Genomic DNA, 17467 nt, shown 5'->3' on the forward strand with positions numbered 1-17467 from the left:
AGGTTGGCCGTGGACCGGCGGTGGGTCGCCGCCAGTCTTGCAGGCGGGGTGTCCCGAGTCGGGTACGGGCACGACAGGATGGGCGGATGGAGTTTCGCGAGGTGGTGCGCCGGCGCCGCATGGTGCGCCGGTTCGACCCCGACCAGCCCGTCCCTGCCAGCGCCGTCGACGAGGTCCTGTATGCCGCGCAGCGGGCTCCCAGCGCCGGCTTCAGCCAGGGCTGGGACTTCGTGGTCCTCGCCGAGGCGGTCGACCGCACCGCATTCTGGGATGCCACCCGTGACCCGGATCTGCCCGACGACGCACCCGTCGACGGCTGGCTGGCGGGAGTCTCGGCAGCACCCGTGCTGGTGCTGTGCCTGTCCGACCCCGACACCTACCTCGACCGCTACGCCGAGCCCGACAAGGGCTGGACCGACCGCGACCCGGCGCGCTGGCCGGTCCCCTACTGGGATGTCGACACCGGCATGGCGGCGATGCTGATGCTGCTCGCAGCCGTCGACCAGGGCCTCGGTGCGCTCTTCTTCGGCATCCCCCCGGCGCGGCACGAGCAGGTCCGGCGGGCCCACGGCATACCGGACAACCGGCGACTGGTGGGTGTCGTGGCGCTGGGGCACGAGCTGCGCCGCACAGAGGGGTCCAGCCGGACCCGGCCTCGGCGGACACCCGCCGACGTCGTGCACTGGGGCCACTTCCGCGGCGGAGCCGAACACGGGGTCAGCGGCGAGTCGGGGACAGGGCCCGTCTAGGGGTGGGACAAGATTGGGGGGTTCCCCGCGCCGTGCGGGGACGACTGCAAGGAGATGTCCACACGCATGGCCCGCAAGACCCCACCAGCACCGGCCGACGAGAGCTATGTCGAGCGGATCGTCGACATCGATGTCGAGGAGGAGATGCAGGGGGCGTTCCTCGAGTACGCCTACTCGGTCATCTACTCCCGCGCCCTGCCTGACGCACGCGACGGGCTCAAGCCGGTGCAGCGCCGCATCCTCTTCTCGATGTCGGAGATGGGGCTGCGCCCCGAACGCGGCCACGTGAAGTCCTCCCGCGTCGTCGGCGACGTGATGGGCAAGTACCACCCCCACGGCGACACGGCGATCTACGACGCCCTCGTCCGGATGGCGCAGCCGTTCACGATGCGGCTCCCGCTCGTCGACGGGCACGGCAACTTCGGCTCGCTCGACGACGGACCTGCTGCCTCGCGCTACACCGAGGCTCGCCTGGCGCCGGCCGCCATCCTCATGACGACCGGGCTCGACGAGGAGACCGTCGAATTCATCCCCAACTACGACGACCAGCTGCTCCAGCCCGAGGTGCTGCCTGCCGCGTTCCCCAACCTGCTCGTCAACGGGGCCAGCGGGATCGCCGTCGGCATGGCCACGAACATGGCGCCGCACAACCTCGTCGAGGTGATCGGGGCGGCCCGCCACCTGATCGCCAACCCGACCTGCTCGCTCGACGACCTGATGCGCTTCGTGCCCGGGCCGGACCTGCCGCAGGGGGGGCGGATCATCGGGCTCGACGGGATCCGCGACGCCTACCTCAATGGGCGCGGCAGCTTCCGCACCCGCGCCACCACCCGGATCGAGAAGACCTCACCGCGGCGGATGGGCATCGTCGTCACCGAGCTGCCCTACCTCGTCGGACCCGAGAAGGTCATCGAGAAGATCAAGGACGCCGTCCAGTCCAAGAAGCTGCAGGGCATCTCGGACGTGAAGGACCTCACCGACCGCAAGCACGGCCTGCGGCTGGTCATCGAGGTCAAGAACGGCTTCAACCCCGACGCAGTCCTCGAGCAGCTCTACAAGCTGACGCCGATGGAGGACTCGTTCTCCATCAACAACGTCGCGCTGGTCGGCGGCCAGCCGAAGACGTTGGGGCTCAAGGACCTGCTGCGGGTCTACGTCGACTTCCGCACCGACGTGGTTCGCCGGCGGACGACCTACCGGCTCACCAAGTACCAGGACCGGCTGCACCTCGTCGAGGGCCTGCTCGTCGCGATCGTCGACATCGACGAGGTCATCCAGGTCATCCGGACCTCGGACGACGCGGCCGAGGCGCGCGCCCGACTCCGGGACGTCTTCGACCTGTCCGAGCCGCAGGCCAACTACATCCTCGAGCTCCAGCTGCGCCGGCTCACCAAGTTCAGTCGGCTCGAGCTCGACAAGGAGAAGACCGACCTCGAGCGGCTCATCGAGGAGCTGGAGGCGATCCTCGGCGACGAGAAGCTGCTGCTGAAGACGGTGTCCACCGAGCTCGCCGACGTCGCCAAGGCGCACGGCACGCCCCGCCGCACGGTGCTGCTCGAGTCGGCCGGAGTGCCGGCGACCACGGCCACGCCCCTCGAGGTCGCCGACGACCCCTGCTGGGTGCTGCTGTCCTCCACCGGGCTGATGGCTCGCACCGGCTCCGCCGACCCGCTGCCCGCCGATGCCTCGCGCAGCAAGCACGACGCGCTCGTCGGCGCCGTGCGCACGACCGCGCGCGGTGAGGTCGGGCTCGTGACCTCCCGCGGCCGGCTGGTCCGCCTGTCCGCGCTCGAGCTGCCCACCCTGCCGCCGACGAACGGCTCCCCCAGCCTCTCCGGTGGCGCGCCCCTGGCCGCCTATGTCGACCTCCCTGCGGGCGAGGAGCCACTGGCCCTCGTGTCGGTGTCGCCGGACTCGGCAGGCATCGCGCTCGGCACGGCGCAGGGTGTGGTCAAGCGGGTGACCACCGACTACCCGGCTCGCGCCGACTTCGAGGTGGTCTCGCTCAAGGACGGTGACGAGGTGGTCGGTGCGGTCGAACTGTCCACTGGCACGGAGGATCTCGTCTTCATCACCTCCGACGCCCAGCTGCTGCGCTTCGGCGCGGCCGTGGTGCGGCCCCAGGGTCGACCCGCTGGTGGCATGGCGGGGATCAAGCTCTCCGCTGGTCAGCGAGTCGCGTTCTTCGGCGCGGTGCCGGAAGGCGCCGAGGCGATCGTGGTCACCTCGTCCGGCTCGTCCGGTGCGCTGCCCGGCACCGAGCCCGGCTCGATCAAGGTGACCCCCTACACGGAGTACCCGGCCAAGGGGCGCGCCACCGGCGGAGTGCGCTGCCACCGGTTCCTCAAGGGTGAGGACACCCTGGTCCTTGCCTGGGCGGGCGCCCTCCCGGCCCGCGCAGCGGCAGCCAACGGTGTGGCGCTGGAGCTGCCCGAGGCGACCGGCCGACGTGACGGTTCCGGCGTCCCTGCGGCGACCGCCATCGCCCGCATCGCCGGGCCGCCGCTCCAGTGACCTCCCCCGACGCCAGTCATGCCGGCCATGCCAGTCACGCCACTCCGGCTCCAGACGCCTGCTCCGTCGGCTTCGACCTCGCTGGGGTCAGCGCCTACGGCACAGCGGCTCGAGCGACCTTCTTCGTGGCACTGGAACAGCCCGGGCCCTGGGGTCGGGATGCCGCGACACAGTCGCATCTCCCTGCAGGAGTAGGCAGCTCGCTCTCCTCGGCTTGTTCCGACCGGGGTGGCAGGCTCTCCCTGATCCGGCGACCGGGCCGGCACGCCGACGACGCGCACGTGCCTGACCACGCGGCATACCTCGCCTGGGCAGGCACCGACCCCTGGCTGTTGCGACTGACCCTCACCGACGCGGCCCTGCTCCTCGACCTGGACCTCGACGCCCTCGCCCGCGGTGACCGCGACGCGGTCCTCGCCTCGGCCCCAGGCGCCGAGACCGCGGAGCCGATCCTGTTGGTCTGCACCAACGGACGACGGGACGTGTGCTGCGCCGTCCGGGGGCGCCCCGTCGCCCTCGACGCTGCGGACGACCACCCCGGGCGGGTGTGGGAGGCATCGCACACCGGCGGCCACCGCTTCGCCCCCACCGGCGTCCTGCTCCCCCAGGGCGCGACGCTGGCTCGTCTCGACGCCGACCAGTGCGGCGAAGTACTGCGCGAGGCAGCGGAGGGCCGCCTGCCGACCGGAGTCCTGGGCCCCCTGCACGACCGAGGTCGCAGCGCTCTGACCGGACCGGAGCAGGCCGCTGAGTCGCACGTGCGGCACGAGGCCGGCATCACCGGGCTCGGCGCCCTCACGGTCAGCGCGACCGAGAGCGAGAGCGTGTATGCCGTGCAGCATCGCGACGGGCGAGGCTGGCAGGTGGCGCTCGAACGACGCGTTCACACCGATCTGCCCGAGTCGTGCGGAAAGGTCCCCGTCCACGTTGCGGACTGGCGCGCGCGGACCGTGGACCAAAGGATCAGGACAAGTCCGACGCGTCACGCGTAGGTCTTCTGCCAGTTACCCAATCGTTACCGCTAGCCACGCGTCTTCCGATTGCGGCGGAGGTGAGTAAACGTTTACATGAGGACGGTTCACCTCAGCGCCGAGGCACGTCCGCCTCAGCGCTACGCGAGAAATATGGGAGGCGGGCGTATGGCCCTTCGAATGCACAAGCGACGCACCCTCACGGTGTTGACCGGAGCTGTGGCCGTGGCGCTCGTCGCCTCGGCCTGTGGCGGCGGCGATAACACCAAGAGCACCGACACGGGTGCCGCTGCCCGTGGCCCGATCACGTACGTCCAGGGCAAGGACAACAGCAACCTGCTCGGGCCGATGGCCGAGAAGTGGAACGCTGCCCACCCGACCGAGAAGGTCACGGTCAAGGAGCAGTCCGACCAGGCCAACCAGCAGCACGATGACCTGGTCCAGCACTTCCAGGCCAAGGACCCCAGCTATGACGTGGTGTCCGTTGACGTCGTCTGGACCGCCGAGTTCGCCGCCAAGGGCTGGCTGGTGCCGCTCAAGGACAAGATGGCGCTGCCGACCACCGGGTTCCTCGAGCCGACCGTCAAGGCCGCGACCTACAACAAGACTCTCTACGCCGCACCGACCTCGTCCGACGGCGCAATGCTCTACTACCGCAGCGACCTGGTGAAGACCCCGCCGAAGACCATCGACGAGATGTGGGGCATGTGCTCCATCGCCAAGCAGAACGGCATGGACTGCTTCGCCGGCCAGTTCGCCAAGTACGAGGGCGGCACCTGTAACGCCACCGAGTGGATGAACGCCTACGGCGCCAAGGTCGTCGACGACGCGGGCAAGCCCACCGTCGACTCCCCCGAGGCGGCCAAGGGCTTGCAGGAGCTCGCCGACCACTACAAGAACGGCGACATCCCCAAGCAGGCGATCACCTACCAGGAGGAGCAGAGCCGCGCGTCATTCCAGAATGGCAAGCTGCTGTTCCTGCGCAACTGGCCCTACGTCTACAACCTGGCCAGCACGGACGCCTCGTCCAAGGTCAAGGGCAAGTTCGCGGTCGCCCCGCTCCCCGGAGTGAGCGGCCCGGGCACGTCGACCCTGGGTGGTCACATGGCGGCCATCAGCACCTACTCGAAGTACAAGGCCACCGCGCTGGACTTCCTGAAGTTCCTCACCAGCGAGGAGCAGCAGAAGACCAACATGGAGAAGGGTTCGCTGGCACCCGTCATCGAGTCCATCTACACGGACCCGGCACTGGTCGCCAAGTACCCGTACCTGCCGGTGCTGAAGGAGTCGATCTCGAACGCGGTGTCCCGTCCGGTCACCCCGTTCTACCCCGCAGTCAGCGAGGCGATCTCGACGAACTTCTTCGCAGCCATCCAGGGTCAGAAGACGCCTCAGGCAGCCGTGAAGGACATGCAAGCCGCCATGGTGGCAGCCGGCTGATCGGCCTGACGCGCACCATCCCAAGGTGTGGGGGTGATCCCCACGGGGTCACCCCCACACCTGCACCACCACCGCGACCTACCACGGTCCCTTCCGCAGGGCTCCGCACCACCGCACCACCACCTCGACTCACCACCCCTCGACTCACTGCGTCGGAGCACCACCTCGACCACCTGAGCCGCACCACCCGGGCTAGGAGCAGGCATGAGCGCAGCCACGTCAACGGCACCTCGATCGACAGGCACGAAGCCGAAGAAGTCCAAAGGACTTAACGCGGGACAGGGACGGATGGGGCTGCTGCTTGTCGCCCCGACCCTGGTGTTCCTGGCCGGCATCATCCTCTATCCACTCCTGCGGGCCATCCAGCTGTCCCTCCAGAAGGACGCCGGCCTGGACAAGGCCACCGGCCTGTTCGTGGAGGGCGGCAGCGCCGGTCTGTCGAACTACACCCACTGGCTGCTCCAGAAGTGTGGCGAGGTCGACTGCCCGCCCGGGACGCTCGGCGACCAGTTCTACAGCGCACTGTGGGTGACGCTGTTCTTCACCGTCGTGAGCGTCGTCATCGAGCTCGGCCTCGGCATGTGGTTCGCGATGATCATGAACCGTGACTTCAAGGGTCGCGCCCTGGTCCGGGCAGCAATCCTGGTCCCGTGGGCGATCCCCACGGCCGTCACCGCCAAGCTGTGGTTGTTCATCTTCGCCTTCGACGGCATCGCCAACAAGCTGATCGGCTACGTGGGGATCAACCCCCAGCTGTGGGTCAGTGACCCGTGGGCCGCCAAGTTCGCGATCATCATCGCCGATGTCTGGAAGACGACGCCGTTCATGGCGCTGCTCATCCTCGCCGGCCTCCAGCTGGTCCCGGGCGACGTCTATGAAGCCGCCCAGATCGATGGCGCGAGCAAGTGGCAGACCTTCATCAAGATCACCCTGCCCTTGGTCAAGGTCCCGCTGATGGTGGCCGTGCTGTTCCGCACGCTCGACGTGATGCGCATCTACGACCTGCCGGCGATCCTGACCAACGGCGGTGGTGGCACGACATCGCTGTCGATGCTCGTCATCAAACAGATCCAGAACGGCTTCCACAGCGCCTCGGCCCTGTCCACGATCATCTTCCTGCTGATCGCCTTCACCGCCTTCCTCTTCATCCAGTTCGGCGGCGCCGACGTCGTCCAACGACCGCCGAAGAGCAAGAAGAAGGAACCGGAGGCCGCTGTTGGCAACCCGGTCGCCGCCAACGCAACCTCGACGGGAGCCTGAGATGACCGCCACGACCACCGCTCCTCCCACCAGCGGCCGCACAGAGGCCCAGGAGATCCACTTCAAGAGCGACCGCGCCGCCAAGATCCGGATGTACCTGGGTCTGTCCGCGCTCGTCATCTGGGGGCTTGCGCCGTTCTACTGGATGGTTGTCACCGCCTTCCGCAACGTCGGCTACACCTTCGACTCCACGCCGTGGCCGACCCACGTGACGCTGGACAACTTCACGACGGCGTTCTCCACCGACCGTGGCAACCACTTCGGCGCTGCCCTCGTGCACTCGGTCATCATCGGGATCCTCACGACCGCTGTCGCCCTGCTCGTCGGGGTGTCCGCCTCGTACGCGCTCGCTCGGCTCGACTTCCCGGGCAAGTACGCCGTACTCGGCGTCATCCTCGGGGCGTCGATGTTCCCCGGCGTGGCCCTGGTGTCGCCGCTGTTCCAGTTGTTCTCCAACTTCGGGTGGCTGACCGGCGCCAACTACCAGGCGCTGATCATCCCGAACATCTCGTTCGCCCTGCCGCTCACGATCTACACCTTGACGGCGTTCCTTTCCGAGATGCCATGGGAGCTCGAGGAGTCAGCCCGCATCGACGGCTGCACCCCGGGCCAGGCCTTCCGCAAGATCATGCTGCCGCTCGCAGCGCCGGGCCTGTTCACCACCGCGATCCTGGCGTTCATCTCCAGCTGGAACGAGTTCCTCCTGGCCTCCTTGTTCTCGACCAAGCAGACCCAGACGGTCACCGTCGCGATCGCCAACTTCACTGGTGCCCAACCGCACCAGGAGCCCTACACGGCGGTCATGGCGGCCGGCACCATCGTGACCGTCCCGCTCATCATCATGGTCCTGATCTTCCAGCGGGCCATCGTGTCCGGCCTGACGGCTGGAGGTGTGAAGGGCTAGGCACTTCGCCTGAGCCTCGTCACCCATGGGAATCTTCAACCCCGGGGGCGGCACGGGCGGCCCGAGGGCAAAAGCCCAACGGCTGGACATGCTGCTCGGAATCATCGGGTTCTTCGCGTTCATGGCCGTCGTCCAGACGGTCGTCCTGGAAGTTCGCGGGGAGCCGGCGGGTACTGCCGCCGTGCTCCTCGCGGTCCTCCTGGCCGCCCTCTGGTTCGTCTGGCGGCTGCGGCGCAACATCGGCGTCTAGACCTCGACTGGGGGGTGTGAGATGACCACTATCGGCGACGTGGCCAAGGCCGCGGGCGTGTCCGTGGCCACCGTGTCCCGCGCGCTGCGCGGGGTGGACCGGGTCAGCCCTCGTACCCGTGACCGCGTCCTCGCCGCGGCCACCGAGCTGCACTACGTCGCCTCCCCCGCGGCCACCAGCCTGGTGTCGGGACGCACTCGTGGCGTAGGTGTCATCACGCCGTACTTCAACCGGTGGTTCTTCGCGACCGTGGTCAGCGGCATCGAGAAGATCCTCCGTGAGGAGGGTTACCACGTCCTGCTCTGCGACCTCGAAGGCCACACCTTCGACACCAGGCTGCCCATCACCCAGAGCATGCTCTGGAAGCGCGCCGACGGCGCGATCATCCTCAATGTCCCGCCGCTCCCCTCTGAGCGCTCCGTCCTGGAGCGTCTGGGTATGCCGGTCGTCACCGTGGGCAACCAGCAGCCCGGTTGGCCTTCGGTGCGGATCGATGACCGGGCTGCGATGGCGATCGCCACCCAGCTGGCCATCGACCTGGGGCACCGCGAGATCGGTTACGCAGGAACGGTTCCCGCCTCGATCACCCACCTGCAGACGCCCTTCGACCGGCGTGAGTCGTTCACCCAGGTGCTGTCCGACAATGGTCTCGAGTGTCCCCCGGAGTGGACCCTGGAGTGTGACTGGACCGCGGCCGGGGCGGCCGAGCACGCGAACCGGCTGTTCGACCGGCCGCACTTCCCCACCTGCATCGTGGCCGCGTCCGACGAGATGGCGTTCGGCGTGATGAGCGCCGCCCGTCGTCACGGTCTGGACGTGCCGGGCGACGTCTCGGTCATCGGCATCGACGATCACGTGCACGCGGAGATCTTCGACCTCACCACGGTGCGCCAAGACGTCGAGGCGCAAGGTCGGCGCGCTGGGCGACTGATGCTGGACGCGCTGCACGGCCGGGACTCCGCCAACATCATCGACGAGGTCCACGACGTCCAGCTGATGGTCCGCGGGTCCACGGGACCACCGAGGCGGCGCAGTAGCCGCACCCGGTCACGCCGGGCTGCCACCGCCGTGGGCGCACCCGCGACCGTCGGCAGTCCGGCCAGTTGACGCCGCGTCTGCCGCGTACCGACAGCGCGACACACCTCGCCTCTGGGCGGCGAGTCAGGCGTGTCAGGCGTCGATGCGCTCGCGGTCCAGGCCGACGGCCGAGTCGATGATGAAGTCCTTGCGCGGCGCGACGTCGTTGCCCATCAGCAGCTCGAAGACGCGCTCGGCAGCCTCGGCATCGCGCAGCGTCACCTTGCGCAGGGTGCGGTGCCGCGGGTCCATCGTGGTCTCCGCGAGCTGGTCGGCGTCCATCTCGCCCAGCCCCTTGTAGCGCTGCAGGGGCTGCTGGATGTTCTTGCCGCGCTTGCCCAGCGACGCCACCGTCGTGCGCATCTCCTTCTCGGAGTAGGTGTAGATGAGCTCGTTCTTCTTGGCTCCGGGGTTGACGACCTCGATGCGGTGCAACGGGGGCACGGCGGCATACACCCGCCCGGCCTCGACGAGGGGGCGCATGTAGCGGAAGAACAGGGTCAGCAGCAGGATCCGGATGTGGGCGCCGTCGACATCGGCGTCGGTCATGATGATGACCCGGCCGTAGCGCGCGACCTCGAGGTCGAACGAGCGACCCGAGCCCGCCCCGATGACCTGGATGATCGCGGCGCACTCGGCGTTCTTGAGCATGTCCGAGACCGAGGCCTTCTGGACGTTGAGGATCTTGCCGCGGATCGGCAGTAGCGCCTGGTAGTCGCTCGAACGCGCCAGCTTCGCGGTGCCGAGCGCGCTGTCGCCCTCGACGATGAACAGCTCGGACTTCTCGACGTCGGTCGAGCGACAGTCGGCCAGCTTGGCCGGCAGGCTGCTGGTCTCCAAGGCGTTCTTGCGACGCTGGGTCTCCTTGTGCAGCCGCGCGCTGATCCGCGACTTCATCTCCGAGACGACCTTCTCGAGCAGCAGCGCGGCCTGGGCCTTCTCACCGCGCTTGGTCGAGGTGATCCGGGCGGTCAGCTCCTGCTCGACGACCTTGGCGACGATGGCCCGCACGGCGTTGGTGCCCAGGACCTCCTTGGTCTGGCCCTCGAACTGCGGCTCGGCCAGCCGCACCGTCACCACCGCGGTCAGCCCGGCGAGGACGTCGTCCTTCTCCGGCTTGTCGCTGCCCACCTTCAGTCGCCGGCTGTTGACCTCGAGCTGCTTGCGGAACACCTTGAGCAGCGCCTGCTCGAAACCGGTCAGGTGGGTGCCGCCCTTGGGCGTGGAGATGATGTTGACGAACGAGCTGACCTTCGCGTCGTAGCCGGTGCCCCAGCGCACCGCGACGTCGACCGCGCACTCGCGCTCGACCGCGGTCGGGCTCATGTGGCCGTTGGCGTCCAGGACCGGCACCGTCTCGGTGAACGTGCCGGTGCCCTGCAGCCGCCACACCTCGGTCACCGCGGCGTCAGGGGCCAGGAACTCCGCGAACTCGGAGATGCCGCCGTCGTGGACCAGGGTCTCGATGTGGGTGGCCGACTCCCCCGGGGTGCCGGGCCGACGGCGCTCGTCCCGGATGACCAGGGTCAGCCCGGGGATCAGGAACGAGGTCTGCCGGGCCCGCGCGATCAACCCGTCGTAGTCGAACTCGGCGTCCTTGAGGAAGATCTGCTCGTCCGCCCAGTAGCGGACCCGGCTGCCGGTCACGCCGCGCTTGGCCTTGCCGACGACCGCCAGCTCGCTGGTCCGCTCATAGGGCGTGAACTCGTGGTCCGGCGCCTTGTCGTCGGTCGCGACGTCCGGGAAGTAGCCGGGCTCGCCACGGCGAAAGCTCATCGCGTAGGTGTTGCCACTGCGGTCGACCTCGACGTCGAGCCGCGCAGACACGGCGTTGACGACCGACGCGCCGACACCGTGGAGGCCACCGGAGGCGGTGTAGGAGCCACCACCGAACTTGCCGCCCGCGTGCAGCTTGGTGAAGACCACCTCGACACCGGTCAGGCCGGTCCGGGGCTCGATGTCCACCGGGATCCCGCGGCCGTTGTCGCGCACCTCCACCGAACCGTCGCGGTAGAGAATCACCTCGATCCGGTCACACACCCCCGCCAGCGCCTCGTCCACCGCGTTGTCGATGATCTCCCACATGCAGTGCATCAGCCCGCGGCCATCGGTCGAGCCGATGTACATGCCGGGACGCTTGCGGACCGCCTCGAGGCCCTCGAGGACCTGCAGGTGGTGCGCGCTGTAGTCAGACGTCGACTTGGTGGTCGCTGCCTTCTTGGCGGTGGTGGCGGTGGCCAACGGTCCTGTGCTCCTGTGGTGTGGGCTCCGGGGCCGTGGTGTGGACCCCGACGCCCCTCGCGTCACTCACGCGGGGGCAGCGCCCACGCTATCCCGGGGCGCCGACCCGACAACGCAGGCACGCGGCATACCGAGTCGGTATGCCGCGTGCCTGGGTGTGGGTGCGCTCGCGGTCAGCCCAGCGTGCCCCGGTGGGCGCCACCCGCAGGCTTGCCGGTGAGCTGCGGTGTCGTGGCCAGCCGGGTCGCGGTGGGCGCCAGGGCGGCCTTGCCTGTCTTGGCGCCGACGGGCTCCAGGAACGCCGGGTAGTACTCCAGCGTGCCTGCCACGTCCTGCACGAGGTTGGTCGTGCCGTACAGGTTGTGGATGTTGAAGTCGTTGTCCGCACCCACCGTGGACATCGTCATGTTCGACACGAGCTGGCCGGCGTAGGGGTTGAGGTTGCTCACCGACGGACGGGCATGCCCGTTGCCCCACAGGGTGAGCACCGTGGCCAGGGGCGGTTGCACTGCGGTGGTGTTGGCGACGAGCACGAGGGTGTTGTAGCCCGCGACGCTCGGCGGCGCGACCACGGTCTTGGTGACGCCCGCCCCGATGGCGGTGGTGCCCAGCGCCTTGCGGGTGTCGATGATCCGCGTGGGTGTCGGGAGGGCCTTGAACCGCAGACCGCCAGTCACGCCGTTGTCGATGTACACCCCCACCACGTCGACGATGACGTGCGCGGTGCCGGTGGACCGGTTGACCACCCCGAACCGGGGCAGGCTGTAGCCGAGGGACGAGATGTAGACCTGCGAGGCCGGCACGACCTGCATGTTGGGCACCGTGCGGCCCTTGGTGAAGTTGAGGCTCGACGTCGTCGGGATGGTGTTGTCGTCGCCGTTCCAGGCGCCGAGGTAGCCGTTGCCGGTCGGCTTGGTCACCGTGAGGTTGATGGCGAAGGCGGTGATCCGACCGGAGTAGTCCGGGCCGTAGTCGAGGGCCTGCCACAGGTACTCGTCCGGGTACAGCGGCGTGCGCTCCCAGTCGTCGCTGCGCGTGTCGACCGCGCGGTACGGGGCGTCGTCGAAGTACGACGAGTAGTTGGTCTGGGCGTAGTTGAAGGCCGTGTAGTAGCCCATCACGTCGGCGACCACGTGGGTGCTGCCGGCATTGTTGTAGATGCTGACCTTGCCGCCCGCGCCCACGGGGACGGTGATCAGGTTGGCGCCCGTCCAGCCCTTGCTGAAGTTGATCGACGAAGCGGTGGGACGGCCCAGCCCGTACGGGTAGGCGGTGAGGTAGCCCGCCTTGGTGGGACTCACCGTGGTGAGGTTGATGACCGCCGCGCGGACCCCGGCGCTCGGGACGCCCCCGCGCCCGGTCACCTGGAGGGTGAGTGTCTTGGCCGCACCGAGGGGCGTGGTGGTGCCGACTCCGACCTTCTTGCGGGTGTCCAGCAGGCGGGCCGGTGCGACTCCGACGTAGCCGCCCTCCTTGGTCTCCTTGCCGACCACGGTGACGGGCACGACGATGTCCTTGGCGACGGCGTTGCTGTCCTTCAGCGAGACCACACCCTGGACGCCGCCGAGTCGTTGCGCGTACAGGCTCACGCCGAAGCTGCAGGTCGCGCCCACGGTCACCGTCGCCCCGGTGCAGGTGTTGGCCGTGATCTTCACCAGGCCCTTGGCGTCGCCGTCGAGGGCGAGGGGTCCGTATGTCGCCGCCTCCGGTGCGGTGACCGTGACGGTCTCGACGGGGCTCCAGGTGCCTGCGGCGACCACCTTGCGCAGCAGCGGGACCGAGCTGGCCCAGCGGTACTCCTGCGCGACGTAGCTCACGCCGCCGTCGCACGTGACGTACGAGGACCCGGCGAACGAGGTCACCGCCGCCTGGTCGTCGAAGGTGACGGCGTGGATCGTGAGGCTGCCCTGGACCGGGCCTGCGCAGCTCGTGTACGGCAGCGTGGAGCTGTACCCGACGTGGTCGGCGTCGGGGCTGTCGGCCAGGGGCACCGTGCCCGCGGCGAACGGGTGGCCGTCCGCAAAGGTGAGGAAGGTGCGGCTGTAGGTGCTGCTGTTGGGCCCCCAGCCCTGCATGGCCAGGCCGTTCTGCACCGAGTAGCCGGTGGTGTTCGTGGTGGCCGCCCAGTCCCCCGGGGAGCTGCCCTGGCCCTGGGTGTCGACGGTGTACGCCGTCAGGTTGGCGGCCGGGACGACCGCCGCGTCGGCCGACAGGGGCGCCACGAGCGTGCCGACCCCCAGCGCGGCGGTGGACAAGGCGATGACGAGCTTGCGCATGGTTTGACCCCCCGGAAATGGACTGAGCAGGCGCAGCCTAGGTCTGCGATGGCCGGCTCGTCATGGTTTCTGCATGATTGCCTCTGATCGACCCGGATGAGCCACGATGGACCCCCGGGCGGGCCGCACCCATCCAGCCGCACCCATCCACCGGACACCCGATCTACGAATCACCCTTTGCGACATGACATGACCCAGATGGTGACCCAATACCCGCCGGGAAGAACGCGGCGTGCTTGACTGTTGACAACGGCACCGGACGGGCGACCAGGGAAGTATTCCCACGGTTGATCAACCGAAGTCCGGGGTAGGACGTCTCATAGAGACAAAGCGCCTCCGGGCGCAACGAAAGGAAGGCTGACGTGACCACTGCACTGGCACCCTCATTGAGCGCGGCGGACCGCTGCGACCGCTGCGGCGCCCAGGCCTACGTGCGCGCTCGCCTTCACGTTGGTGGCGAACTGCTGTTCTGTGCCCACCACGGACGCGAGCACCTGCCCAAGCTGCGCGAGCACGCGGACATCCAGGACGAGACCGAGCGCCTCCACGAGACGCCTCCGGTCGCTCCTCCCGAAGAGCGGTAGGGAGCGGCACCGGACCTCCCGCCGTGGAGGCCACCCTCTGGGTCCCCGCCGTCCTGATCCTGATCGGGATGGTGGGGATCGTCCTTCCCGTCATCCCCGGGCTGCTGTTGTGCCTGGCCGCCGTGTTCCTCTGGGCCCTCGACACGAAGGCCACCCTCGGCTGGTTCGTCTTCGGGGTGTGCGCCGTGCTCTACCTGGCCGGGCTGGCGCTGCAGTATGCCGTGCCCGGCCGGCGGCTGCGCGAGGCCGGCGTCCGCCGATCCACCCTCGTGCTGGCCGTCCTGCTGGCCATCGTGGGGTTCTTCGTGATTCCCGTGGTCGGTGCGCTGGTCGGGTTCGTGCTCGGGATCTACCTCGTCGAGCTGGGGCACTCCCAGAACCGCGCGGCGGCCTGGACGTCGACGAAGGCCGCGCTGAAGGCGGTGTTCCTGTCGATCGGGATCGAGCTGCTCGCTGCGCTGGCCATCGCCGTGACTTGGGTCGTCGGCGTGCTGGTCAGCCGGGCCTGACGGCTCGAGTCAGTAGCCGTCGTCGCGACGACGGTCCCAGCGCTCCTCGATGCGGTGCATGAACGAGCCGGCCGACTTGGGAGCCTTGGGCTTGGGGGCGGGCGTGGCCCGTCGCACGCTGCCGTCCGGCTGGACGGTGCCGAGGGCGGCCTTGCGCCGCGGCGGGGTGAGGGCAAACGCGACCGCGCCGACCATCAGGGCGAAACCGCCTGCGCCGATCCACATCGTGGTGTTGACCCCGACCAGCACGAGCGCGAGTCCGGCGACGACGCCCACCACGCCGATGGCCATCCGGCGACGCGCTGACGCGCGGGCTCCGGCGCCTTGCATCTGCGACGCGAACTTGGGGTCCTCGGCATACAGCGCCTGCTCCATCTGCTCAAGCAGCTGCTGTTCGTGCTCGGAGAGCGGCACGGTGACCTCCTGGACGTTCGGCGTGCACCCACTAAACGCATCAGGCCACGGAATCGTTGCCGCAATTGAGCATCGTTGCCGGTCAGTGGCCATCCGCTGACTTCTTCAGGATATGTCGCCGCGCGTGGTTGCACTACCCGTTCGGCAGTCCTGGTCCCCGCTGACCGCGTTCCTGGCCGAGTTCCTTGTCACGTTCCTTGCCACGTTGCTTGGCAGGGCCCTCGTCACGACGCTTGTCGCGGTACCCGTCGGGGATCAGGCTGGCCGGTCGCACGCTGCCGGCACCGAACCGGGCACTGGCCCGGTCGACGGCTCTGTCGGCGTCGCGCCAGCCGTGGTCGGGCTCGTCCAGGGTGCCCTGGATGGGGGCGCCGACGCTCTCGACCAGTCCCTCCATCCGCACTCCGACCAGCCGGATCCGGGCGCGCTGCAGCCCCAGCGCGTCGTAGAGGCTCTTGGCCGTGTCGAAGATCTCGCGGCTGACGTCGGTGGGGTCGCGCAGCGTCCTGCTGCGGGTGATCGTCGTGAAGTCGGAGAACCGCACCCTGATGGAGACGGTCCGGCCGAGCATCCCCGCGGACCGGACGCGCGCCGCGGTGCGGTCGCTCAGCTTGAGCAGCTGCCGGTGGATGTATGCCGGGTCGTCGACGTCGAACTCGAAGGTCTCGTCCGAGCCGATGCTGCGTTCGCGACGCTGGGTCTCGACGTGGCGTGGGTCGCGTCCCCATGACAGGTCGTGCAGGTGCGGCCCGGCGCTCTCGCCCAAGGCCCGGCGCAGCGTGTCGACGGGGGTGTGGGCGATGTCGGCGACAGTGTGCAGCCCGAGGCGCAGGAGCGTCTCCTCGGTCTTGTCCCCCACTCCCCACAGGGCCCCCACCGGCAGCTGTTGGACGAAGGTGACGACCTCGTCGCGCGGGACGACGACCATGCCGTCGGGTTTGGCCAGCCCCGAGGCAAGCTTGGCGACGAACTTCGTGGGGGCGACCCCCACCGAGCAGGTGATGCCCTGCTCGTCGTGGACGGTGTCGCGGATGAGCTGGCCGATCTTCGCCGGGTTGCCCAGCCGGCGCAGGGAGCCGGACACGTCGAGGAAGGCCTCGTCGAGCGAGAGCGGTTCGACGACGGGGGTGATCGTCTCGAAGGTCGCCATGACGGCGCCCGAGATCTGGCTGTAGAGGTGGTGGTCGGGGGCGATGACGGTCGCCCTGGGGCACAACCTCCTGGCCCGGGACATCGGCATCGCCGAGGCGACGCCGAACTTGCGGGCCTCGTAGGTCGCGGAGAGGACGACCCCGCGGTTGCCACCGCCGCCGATGATGACCGGGGTCCCGACGAGCTCGGGGCGGCTCAGCAGGGACGCCGAGGCGAAGAACGCGTCCATGTCGACGTGCAGGACGGTGCACCCCGTGTCGTCGGGTGGGTGCTCGGCCCCGCGCTGCGGGAGCGCGTACTGGCGCCGGCTCATCGGTGGCCTCGGCCCACCGTCAGCGTCGGGCGAGGACGTGCACGGCGGCGCCGAGCTGTCCGAGGAAGCCGAAGTCCGGATGCCGGCTGGCGACCTGCTCGAGCTCGAGCAGGGCAATGCGGTCGGCATCGGAGTCGATCAGGGCCGAGGGCACGAGGTCGCTGAACAACCGCACGCCGTGGACGTCCTCGACCACCAGCCCGGTCTGCTCGACGAGGGCCTGGAGAGCTGCGGCGTCGAACCGGCGTGGCAGCGGGTCGGCGCTGCCCCAGCGGCCGTCGGCCGACGTCAGGGCGGTGTGGGCCTGGGCGAACTGCCCGGCGAGGGCCCGGGCGAGGACGACGGCGAGCCGTCCTGCGGCCACCAGGCTGAGGTAGCCACCTGGAGCGACGACCCCGGCCAGCGCCGCGAGCGTGGCCTCGGGGTCGTCGACGACCTCGAGGGTGCCGTGGCAGCAGACCAGGTCGACCGGCTGGTCGCCCACGAGGTCGGCCAGCGAGTCGGCATCGCCCTGCAGCGCGGTGATCCGGTCGGCGACGTCGCGCTCGGCGCTGCGCCGGGACAAGGAGGCGAGGGCGTCCGGACTCGGGTCGACGACCACGACGTCGTGGCCGAGCTCGGCCAGGGGCACGGCGAGGCCGCCCGTGCCGCCACCGAGGTCCAGGACGCGCAACGGACGGCCCAGCTCGGCCTGCTGTCGCTCGATGAGGGTGCGCACTGAGGCCCACACCGCCGAGGTCCGCAGGGCTGTCTCGACGCCACCGCGTCGGGTTCGCCACTGCTCTTCGGCCACGGCGGCCACCTCCTGTGCTG

The 17467-nt window shown here is 69.2% G+C and carries 15 protein-coding genes; 10 read left to right on the forward strand and 5 right to left on the reverse strand.

The window, feature by feature from the left end; translation table 11 throughout:
- The first annotated feature begins 86 nt into the window (after positions 1 to 86).
- From EAH86_RS07690 to EAH86_RS07725, 8 genes are all read left to right on the forward strand, one after another.
- Positions 87 to 749, forward strand: a complete 663-nt coding sequence (locus EAH86_RS07690; RefSeq protein ID WP_140738483.1) for a nitroreductase family protein — start codon at positions 87 to 89, stop codon at positions 747 to 749.
- A 66-nt stretch (positions 750 to 815) separates the two neighbouring features.
- Positions 816 to 3263, forward strand: coding sequence for a DNA gyrase/topoisomerase IV subunit A (locus EAH86_RS07695; protein ID WP_140738486.1), 2448 nt, complete (start codon positions 816 to 818; stop codon positions 3261 to 3263).
- A 281-nt stretch (positions 3264 to 3544) separates the two neighbouring features.
- Positions 3545 to 4255: a sucrase ferredoxin gene (locus EAH86_RS07700; RefSeq protein ID WP_161988594.1), complete on the forward strand. Its 711-nt coding sequence runs from the start codon at positions 3545 to 3547 to the stop codon at positions 4253 to 4255.
- A gap of 159 nt (positions 4256 to 4414) precedes the next feature.
- Complete coding sequence (locus EAH86_RS07705; protein ID WP_140738492.1) at positions 4415 to 5674, forward strand: ABC transporter substrate-binding protein; 1260 nt, start codon at positions 4415 to 4417, stop codon at positions 5672 to 5674.
- Between the two features lie 204 nt (positions 5675 to 5878).
- Positions 5879 to 6934 carry a carbohydrate ABC transporter permease gene (locus EAH86_RS07710; RefSeq protein ID WP_140738495.1) on the forward strand — a complete coding sequence of 352 codons (1056 nt, stop codon included), beginning with the start codon at positions 5879 to 5881 and terminating at the stop codon, positions 6932 to 6934.
- Position 6935: 1 nt separating this feature from the next.
- Entirely contained in the window at positions 6936 to 7838 is a 903-nt protein-coding gene (locus EAH86_RS07715; RefSeq protein ID WP_140738498.1) for a carbohydrate ABC transporter permease, read from the forward strand.
- 25 nt (positions 7839 to 7863) lie between these two features.
- Positions 7864 to 8088, forward strand: a complete 225-nt coding sequence (locus tag EAH86_RS07720; protein WP_140738501.1) for a hypothetical protein — start codon at positions 7864 to 7866, stop codon at positions 8086 to 8088.
- 21 nt (positions 8089 to 8109) lie between these two features.
- Positions 8110 to 9195 (forward strand): LacI family DNA-binding transcriptional regulator, encoded by a 1086-nt coding sequence (locus EAH86_RS07725; protein WP_140738504.1) that lies wholly within the window; start codon positions 8110 to 8112, stop codon positions 9193 to 9195.
- 63 nt (positions 9196 to 9258) lie between these two features.
- Here the strand turns inward: EAH86_RS07725 and EAH86_RS07730 are convergent, their stop codons facing one another.
- Both EAH86_RS07730 and EAH86_RS07735 read right to left on the reverse strand, forming a co-directional pair.
- On the reverse strand, positions 9259 to 11406 hold the full coding sequence (locus EAH86_RS07730; RefSeq protein ID WP_140738507.1) for a DNA gyrase/topoisomerase IV subunit B: 2148 nt from the start codon (positions 11404 to 11406) through the stop codon (positions 9259 to 9261).
- A gap of 173 nt (positions 11407 to 11579) precedes the next feature.
- Positions 11580 to 13682 (reverse strand): hypothetical protein, encoded by a 2103-nt coding sequence (locus tag EAH86_RS07735; protein ID WP_140738510.1) that lies wholly within the window; start codon positions 13680 to 13682, stop codon positions 11580 to 11582.
- 362 nt (positions 13683 to 14044) lie between these two features.
- Between EAH86_RS07735 and EAH86_RS07740 the strand changes: the two genes are divergently transcribed.
- Together EAH86_RS07740 and EAH86_RS07745 are read left to right on the forward strand one after the other, a co-directional pair.
- A complete protein-coding gene (locus EAH86_RS07740; protein ID WP_140738513.1) occupies positions 14045 to 14266 on the forward strand; it encodes a DUF7455 domain-containing protein in 222 nt (73 codons plus the stop codon).
- Positions 14267 to 14289: 23 nt separating this feature from the next.
- Complete coding sequence (locus tag EAH86_RS07745) at positions 14290 to 14775, forward strand: DUF456 domain-containing protein (protein WP_241668261.1); 486 nt, start codon at positions 14290 to 14292, stop codon at positions 14773 to 14775.
- Positions 14776 to 14784: 9 nt separating this feature from the next.
- Here the strand turns inward: EAH86_RS07745 and EAH86_RS07750 are convergent, their stop codons facing one another.
- The 3 genes from EAH86_RS07750 to EAH86_RS07760 form a co-directional block, all read right to left on the reverse strand.
- On the reverse strand, positions 14785 to 15189 hold the full coding sequence (locus EAH86_RS07750; RefSeq protein ID WP_140738516.1) for a DUF3040 domain-containing protein: 405 nt from the start codon (positions 15187 to 15189) through the stop codon (positions 14785 to 14787).
- Between the two features lie 133 nt (positions 15190 to 15322).
- On the reverse strand, positions 15323 to 16654 hold the full coding sequence (gene dinB / locus EAH86_RS07755) for a DNA polymerase IV (protein WP_140738519.1): 1332 nt from the start codon (positions 16652 to 16654) through the stop codon (positions 15323 to 15325).
- 19 nt (positions 16655 to 16673) lie between these two features.
- Positions 16674 to 17447, reverse strand: a complete 774-nt coding sequence (locus tag EAH86_RS07760) for a methyltransferase domain-containing protein (RefSeq protein ID WP_140738522.1) — start codon at positions 17445 to 17447, stop codon at positions 16674 to 16676.
- Between the last annotated feature and the right edge of the window lie 20 nt (positions 17448 to 17467).

The organism is Pedococcus bigeumensis (assembly GCF_006438965.1).
Classification (GTDB): domain Bacteria; phylum Actinomycetota; class Actinomycetes; order Actinomycetales; family Dermatophilaceae; genus Pedococcus; species Pedococcus bigeumensis_A.

Excerpts from the sequence above, each read along its gene's own strand:
- EAH86_RS07690 (WP_140738483.1), top strand. The coding sequence starts at position 87 with ATGGAGTTTCGCGAGGTGGTGCGCCGGCGCCGCATGGTGCGCCGGTTC.
- EAH86_RS07695 (WP_140738486.1), top strand. The coding sequence starts at position 816 with ATGGCCCGCAAGACCCCACCAGCACCGGCCGACGAGAGCTATGTCGAG.
- EAH86_RS07705 (WP_140738492.1), top strand. The coding sequence starts at position 4,415 with ATGCACAAGCGACGCACCCTCACGGTGTTGACCGGAGCTGTGGCCGTG.
- EAH86_RS07710 (WP_140738495.1), top strand. The coding sequence starts at position 5,879 with ATGAGCGCAGCCACGTCAACGGCACCTCGATCGACAGGCACGAAGCCG.
- EAH86_RS07715 (WP_140738498.1), top strand. The coding sequence starts at position 6,936 with ATGACCGCCACGACCACCGCTCCTCCCACCAGCGGCCGCACAGAGGCC.
- EAH86_RS07720 (WP_140738501.1), top strand. The coding sequence starts at position 7,864 with ATGGGAATCTTCAACCCCGGGGGCGGCACGGGCGGCCCGAGGGCAAAA.
- EAH86_RS07725 (WP_140738504.1), top strand. The coding sequence starts at position 8,110 with ATGACCACTATCGGCGACGTGGCCAAGGCCGCGGGCGTGTCCGTGGCC.
- EAH86_RS07735 (WP_140738510.1), bottom strand. The coding sequence starts at position 13,682 with ATGCGCAAGCTCGTCATCGCCTTGTCCACCGCCGCGCTGGGGGTCGGC.
- dinB (WP_140738519.1), bottom strand. The coding sequence starts at position 16,654 with ATGAGCCGGCGCCAGTACGCGCTCCCGCAGCGCGGGGCCGAGCACCCA.